General features: G+C 62.1%; 7 protein-coding genes. 1 reads left to right on the top strand and 6 read right to left on the bottom strand.

What is annotated here, in order from left to right; genetic code table 11:
- Together VNZ93_RS05195 and VNZ93_RS05190 are read right to left on the bottom strand one after the other, a co-directional pair.
- Positions 1–885, bottom strand: an 885-nt coding sequence (locus VNZ93_RS05195) for an NAD(P)-binding domain-containing protein (RefSeq protein WP_325701046.1), incomplete at its 3' end; no start/stop codon positions are given.
- 21 nt (positions 886–906) lie between these two features.
- Positions 907–1899, bottom strand: a complete 993-nt coding sequence (locus VNZ93_RS05190) for a hypothetical protein (RefSeq protein ID WP_325701044.1) — start codon at positions 1897–1899, stop codon at positions 907–909.
- Between the two features lie 109 nt (positions 1900–2008).
- Here VNZ93_RS05190 and VNZ93_RS05185 point away from each other — a divergent pair, with 109 nt between their 5' ends.
- Positions 2009–2800: an SDR family oxidoreductase gene (locus VNZ93_RS05185; RefSeq protein WP_325701041.1), complete on the top strand. Its 792-nt coding sequence runs from the start codon at positions 2009–2011 to the stop codon at positions 2798–2800.
- Between the two features lie 61 nt (positions 2801–2861).
- Here the strand turns inward: VNZ93_RS05185 and VNZ93_RS05180 are convergent, their stop codons facing one another.
- The 4 genes from VNZ93_RS05180 to VNZ93_RS05165 form a co-directional block, all read right to left on the bottom strand.
- Entirely contained in the window at positions 2862–3821 is a 960-nt protein-coding gene (locus tag VNZ93_RS05180) for a tripartite tricarboxylate transporter substrate binding protein (protein ID WP_325701039.1), read from the bottom strand.
- 22 nt (positions 3822–3843) lie between these two features.
- Positions 3844–4761 (bottom strand): NAD(P)-dependent oxidoreductase, encoded by a 918-nt coding sequence (locus VNZ93_RS05175; RefSeq protein ID WP_325701036.1) that lies wholly within the window; start codon positions 4759–4761, stop codon positions 3844–3846.
- A 24-nt stretch (positions 4762–4785) separates the two neighbouring features.
- Entirely contained in the window at positions 4786–5748 is a 963-nt protein-coding gene (locus tag VNZ93_RS05170; protein WP_325701033.1) for a tripartite tricarboxylate transporter substrate binding protein, read from the bottom strand.
- 76 nt (positions 5749–5824) lie between these two features.
- Positions 5825–6335: sensor histidine kinase (locus VNZ93_RS05165; RefSeq protein ID WP_325701031.1), on the bottom strand; the 511-nt coding region annotated here is incomplete at its 5' end.

The following is a 6335-nucleotide window of genomic DNA, read 5'->3' as shown; positions in this document are numbered from 1 at the left end:
GTAAATCGCAAGAGCGAGCGCAAGGTCGAGCGCGGTCAGCCCCTGGATGACAGCGAGCACGGATTCGTTGGCCGACTTTCGGCCGTGCCAGCGCCCGTTGGCGACTTCGCCGATGCCTTCGACGCTCGCCTTGATCTCAGGGGCAGTCAGCGCTCCGTCCGTCACCCAGCTTGAGAGGTCGCCCTGATAGAGCGCGTAGTCGAGATCGTCGACGAAACGGTGCGCGGCATTGTGCCAGATGCCGACATCGAACTCCGGACCGCCCCCCATCGACAACACTCTCGCGCCGGGCTTGATCCAGTCCGAATTCACGATGCGTTCGGAAGCAGTGGTGATGGTGGCCACGATATCGGCTCCGCGTACCGCCTGTTCGACACTATCCGCGACCGCAACGCACTGGCCGACATTGCGGGCCAGCCGCTCGGCCGATTCCCGCGTTCGCGCGGCGACGAAGATCATTTCCGGTGCGCACAGTTCGACGAAGGCGCGCGCCATATGTGTCGCGATGGCGCCGGCGCCGATCAGGGCGATGCGCGGGTTTGTGCGGGGCATGAGCCAGCGCGCCACTACCGCGCCCGATACACCGGTGCGGAACGCATAGAGCCAGTTCTCCTCCAAGAAGAGGATGGGTGCGCCGCTCTCGAGATCCCACAGCATGAGCCGGGGATGGCCGCGTGAACTGAGCCGCGCACCGGCAATGCCGTCTCGCTTCAGGATGGCGCCCTTGAGCTGGATGCGGTGCGGCGGCCCGGCGATCCGCATCGCGGAGGGCGTCGACGGTTCGACCTCGCCATTGCCGAGCGCCTTGTAAGTGTCGGCGATGATTCCGGCGGCCTCGGCGATCGAAAGTGCATCGACCGTCTCGGCCGCCGAAATCATGCGCATGTCGATTGACCCTTTATCCAATCAGACCAGGATTTTTCCGCCGCGCGTCAGCGTCTGTCCGTCAACCGAGATTTCCGGATAGCGGATCACGCCTTCGAGGCGAAGTTTGGCGTGGCAGGTGCCGCCAAGCGCCATGGTGTCGCCCATTCCGATATGGGAGGTAGCGTACATCTTCTTGTCAGTCCGCATCCAGCCGGTCGGCGTTACTTTCGGATTGAGACCGATCGAGATCTCCGCCGGGCAGTTGTAGCTGTTCTTGTCGCCGTGCCTTTCGAGAATGTCGCGCCAGATCGCGGCTTCGCGTCCGCCTTCGATCTTTGTCACCCAGCCGTTTTCGACCGTGAGCTTGAGGTGCTCCTTGATCGCTCCGACTGAATGTGCGGTGAGATCGAACACCACGGTGCCGTTGCCGGTGCCTTCGACCGGGCAGACATGGGCTTCGCCGTCCGGGAACGCGCATCCACCGCCTCCGCCGGGCTTCAACTGAACCGGCATGCCGGCGATCGAGCGGCCGGGGCGGCCCTTGATGCTCGCTGTGAGATTGGTGCCGTTCGGACAGGTGACGTGACAGGTTTCGCCTTCGGTGAATACCTTCGCGATGCGCAGGCCGACTTCGTTGATCGCCACATAGTCGGCGCCGGCTGGACCGTCCGGCGAAAGCATCGCGGGCGTCAACTCTTCCATCAACAGGTGACGCTTGTTGTTGTCGATGAGCTCTTCGGTGATGGTCGCATGCGCCATAGCGGTTGATGTGAGATAGACGATGAGATCGAGCTCGGGGTCGAGCGCCGCGCGATGGATCGCGCTCATCGGGTTGGAGGAATGCGTGACGCGGGGCTCCATGACGCCAACGGCGACTTCCATTCCGAGATCCTTCGCGGCTCGCGAAAAACCCTGCCAGAGGATCGGATCCATCTTGGTGTCGGTGATAACGAAAATCTTGTCGCCGGCCTTTGCGTTAAGCTTTAGCGGCGTCTGCATCACCTTTGCGATGTCATCCACGCTGGCAGTCATTTTGGTTTCTCCTTGTGGGGCGGCAGCCGTTGGGCCATTGGCAAATCTGGTAGCAGCCCCTAACATTCCGTTCAACAAAAGGTCTTTCCGTTGAGCGAAATAGGATGTCATGAGTAAACAGGACTTTGAAGGCCGCGTCGCGATCGTAACGGGGGGCGCCGGCGGGATCGGAAGCGCAACGGTCCAGCGGTTCCTCGCTGCCGGCGCGAAAGTCGCGGCGTTCGACCGCGATCAGGGCCGGCTTGATCAACTCAAGGCCGCGTCCTCCGGGCCAGTGTCGATCCATTGCGTCGACGTGACACAGTGGGATGCTGTCAGCGAGGCCGTCGACAAGGTCGAGGCAGAGTTCGGTCGAATCGACATTCTGGTCAATGTCGCGGGCGGCGGCTCGCCGACCACGATCCAAAGCGCAACCCCCGAAGACTGGGGTCGCATTGTCGGACTGAACCTGACGGCGCCATTCTATTGCATCAAGGCCGTGGCGCCGGCGATGCGTCGCGTCGGTGGCGGACAGATCGTAACGGTTGGTTCGCTGGCAGCGTTCCAGATGTCATTCAACAATGGCGTCAGTTACACCGCTGCCAAGTCAGGCGTGCTCGGAATGACCCGTCATGCGGCATTCGAACTTTCGCGCGACAATATTCGTGTCAACGCGGTGTTGCCGGGGCCGGTGATGACCCCACAGATGGATGCAAAGATCGATGCCAAGAGCAGAGCGGCGGTGCCCAAGCAGGTTCCGCTCGGTCGCTGGTTGTCGCCCGACGAGATCGCCGATCCGATACTTTTCTTCTGCTCCGACGCGTCCCGCGGCTGTACCGGCACGCATGTCATCGTCGATGGCGGACTGCATGTCGGCGCGCAATATGATCGCGAGACTTACTTCGCGAAGCGCGGTGAGTAGAGCGCCTCTTATCCCTCCCCCGTTGGGGGGAGGGATAATCTGAATGCTGCCCGCGGAGCTATTACTTCTTTTCCTGCGACAGGCTCGCCAGCAATTCCTTGTTCTCGGCGATCTCGTCAGACACCATCTTTTTGAACTCGGCAGGCGACAGCGGCATCACGTCGCCGCCAAGCTTGGCGAAGCGATCTTTTGCCTCCGGCATCTCCAGCGCGGCCATGGTCGCTGCATGAATCTTCTGTACCAGCTCTGCCGGCATGCCCTTTGGACCAAACAGGCCGACCCACGCGCCCATGCGCATCTTGAGGCCGCTCTCGCCGATGGTCGGAACGTCGGGGATCAGCGGTGAACGCTTTTTGGCGGTCGACGCGATCGGGATCAGTTGCTTGTTGTCCATGAAGGCGCGGCCCGATGCCAGCGGAGCGATCACGAAATCAACCCGGCCCGCAGCCGTATCGGCGATCGCTTCCGGCGCGCCGCGATAGGGGACGTGAGTCAGTGTGATCTTGGCGGCTGCGCGCATGCGCTCGACTTCGAGATGCGAGGCGCTGGCAACGCCGCTCGAGCCGAACATCACTTCGCCCGGCGTCTTGCGTGCTTTCTCGATGAGTTCGGTGACCGACTTGATGCCTTTGGTCGGCGAAACCCAAATGACGGCCGGCAGGTCCGCCAGCGCGGCAATCGGCGTCAGATCCTTCTCGGTGTCATACGGCAGCGACTTCTGCACCGCGGGCAGCGAGGCAATTGCGGACGATGTGACCAACAGGCGATAGCCATCCGGCTCCGAATTCGCGACGACGTGGGCGCCGATCGAGCCGCCCGCACCCGGCCGGTTCTCGACCACGATCGGCTGTTTCAGCGTGGTCTTAAGTCCGTCGGCGACCGTGCGAGCGATCAGATCGGTGCCGCTGCCGGGTGTGATGTTGACGATGATGGTGACGGGCCGGTTCGGATAGTCGGACTGTGCCAGGGCCGAACCCGACAATGCTGTGAGGACGGCCGCAGCGGCGATCACGCTCTTCATGGAGTTGCTCCCGTTGTTCGTTCTATTTAGTGGGCTCGCTCGGCTGGCGTCCGCGCACCTCGACACCCGCGATCTTCTCGAAATAGCGGACCATCGCAGTCAGGTCGCTTTGCGCGCCGATGGCGTCGGTGATGAGAGGCCACATCTCCGCAACTTTCTCACCGACCGGCGTAGATGCCTGCATCTCGCGGCCGAGGCGGATGTAGAGTTCCATGTCCTTGAGCCCGATGCCGATCGGTCCGCCATAGGCGAACTTGCGCGGCAGCACCGATTTCGGAAACTTGTCGACGCTCGCCGTGTTGCGCCCGGTCCCGGCGTTGATGACCTCGATCAGCGCGTCCGCATCCACGCCCGCCTTGACGCCCGCGACCATTGCTTCCGACGTGATCATCATGGCGGTGAGCGAGAGCGCGTTATTGACGATCTTGGCGACCTGTCCGAGGCCCGGCTTGTCACCGACGACGATGGTGCGGCCGGCGAGTCGCGAAAGGACCGGCGCGACCGCCTCGCGCGCGTCCGGCGCCCCTGACAGGATCGTTGTGAGCTTGCCTTCGCGGGCCCAGCTTGGGCCCCCGCTCACGGGCATGTCGAGCACGGCGATATCAGCAGCAGCAAGCTTGCCGGCGATTTCGCTAATGGTCGGCTGGCCGATTGTCGATGCCTCGATGTAGATGCGAACGGCTTTGCCGTTGATGACGCCGTTCGTGCCATAGGCGACATCGCGGCTGATTTTTTGCGACGGCAGGCAGGCAAAAACGATCTCGGCGCGGTCCGCCACATCTCGGGGCGTTGCGACCGCAACCGCACCCTTGGCGGTCAAGGGCGCCGTGCGGCTCGCGTCCGGATCGCATATAATAAGGGGATAGCCCGCTTCGGCGAGGCGGAGCGCCATGGCACCGCCCATGTGACCGCAACCGATGAAGCCCAGCAGCACCGCCATCGTCTCCGGGAGGACTGCCGCTTCTTAGTCGAATTTCAGCTTCAGTTCGCGCACGAGCGGCTCCCAAAGCTCTTTCTGCTCGCGAACCATCGCTAGCACTTCCTTGGGCGAAGCGAGCGTCATCTCGTAGCCGCGCTTCTCGAAGTCCTTCTGGATATCGGGCTCCTTGACCACGGCATTGAGATCGGCGCTGAGCTTTTCGATCGCTGCATCCGGCGTCCCGGCGGGCGCGCCTATGATGAAGCGCACGGTACCTGATACGTCGCCTAGACCGGATTCCTTTAGCGTCGGCACATCCGGCGCCAACTTGCTGCGCCTGTCGCTCGCGAGCGCCAGCGGGCGCAGCTTGCCTTCCTGGATCAGCGGCAGGACGGAGCTGAAGCTGAGTGTGCCGAAATCCAGCACGCCCGAGAGGAGATCGGTGATCGCGGTCGCGGACCCTTTGTAGGGGACATGCGTGAACTCGACGTCGTTCAGCCGCCCAAGACGCTCGGTCGCGAGGTGCTGCGGCGAGCCGACCCCGGCCGACGCGAAATTGACCTGTTTCCGCCGCGCTTTGCCCTCGGCCATCAGGTCGGCGATGGTTTTGTATTTCGAGTTCGGATTGGTGACGATCACCGCCGGCGATTCCGCGACGCCGCCGACCCAGATGAAGTCCTTCTGCGGATCGTACGGAAGGTCCCTATAGATTGAGGGATAGATGCCGACGATCGTTGCCTGCACCAGCAGAGTATGACCGTCCGCTTTGGATTTCGCGACAACGCCTGCGCCGATATTGCCGCTGGCGCCCGGCCGGTTGTCGATCACGACGGGCTGACCGAGTTTCGCCGAATATTTGTCCTGGATCAGCCTGACCAGAATGTCCGTTCCGCCGCCCGGCGGGAACGGCACGACCACACGCACCGGCTGCGACGGGAATTGTTGGGCGACGGCATTTGAGCCACCGAGAATGATCGCGACGATCATCAGCAACGCGGACACACGCATACATTTCCTCCCGGGCATCCGCTGAGACGGCTGCTCCTGCTTGTTGTCGGATTTGTGCCGAAGTTCCGCTAGATGGTCAATCGTTCTGTGATTCAGAATTTGAGACTTTCCCTGCAAACGACGCAGAGTGAACCACCCGACCGTAATCAAGGGCGAACGCTTCCGAAACGTCAACTGTCGGAAGCGTGATGACGAAACGCGCGCCGCCGAACCGGCTGCTGTTATCGACAGTGATCGTTCCCCCGTGGGACGTCGCGATGGAGCGGCATATGGCGAGGCCCATACCCATTCCGCCCTCCTTGGTCGTGAAAAAGCTGTCGAATATCTGACCAAGATGATCGGCAAGGATGCCCGGACCGCTGTCCTCAATCGTACAGCAAACCGCGCCTTCCCTCGATAGCGCCGTAGTGATCGCGATCTTGCGGAGGGCGCCTTCCGAATGCTGCGTTGCCTGGATCGCGTTGATGCAGAGATTGACGACAAGCTGCTGAAGCTGCGTTCGGTCCCCCAATATCGGAGGCGTGTCGTTTTCTACCTTGTAAGTGACAATTGTCGATCGTGATTTGATTTCCTGCCGCAGGAAAAGC

The sequence above is a fragment of the Pseudorhodoplanes sp. genome (assembly GCF_035565795.1).
Lineage (GTDB): Bacteria > Pseudomonadota > Alphaproteobacteria > Rhizobiales > Xanthobacteraceae > Pseudorhodoplanes.
The sequence above is the reverse complement of the archived record's forward strand: the minus strand, read 5'-3'. Positions and strand labels throughout refer to the sequence as shown.

Coding starts and splice junctions, on each gene's coding strand:
- VNZ93_RS05185 (WP_325701041.1), top strand. CDS start 2,009: ATGAGTAAACAGGACTTTGAAGGCCGCGTCGCGATCGTAACGGGGGGC.
- VNZ93_RS05170 (WP_325701033.1), bottom strand. CDS start 5,748: ATGCGTGTGTCCGCGTTGCTGATGATCGTCGCGATCATTCTCGGTGGC.
- VNZ93_RS05175 (WP_325701036.1), bottom strand. CDS start 4,761: ATGGCGGTGCTGCTGGGCTTCATCGGTTGCGGTCACATGGGCGGTGCC.
- VNZ93_RS05180 (WP_325701039.1), bottom strand. CDS start 3,821: ATGAAGAGCGTGATCGCCGCTGCGGCCGTCCTCACAGCATTGTCGGGT.
- VNZ93_RS05190 (WP_325701044.1), bottom strand. CDS start 1,899: ATGACTGCCAGCGTGGATGACATCGCAAAGGTGATGCAGACGCCGCTA.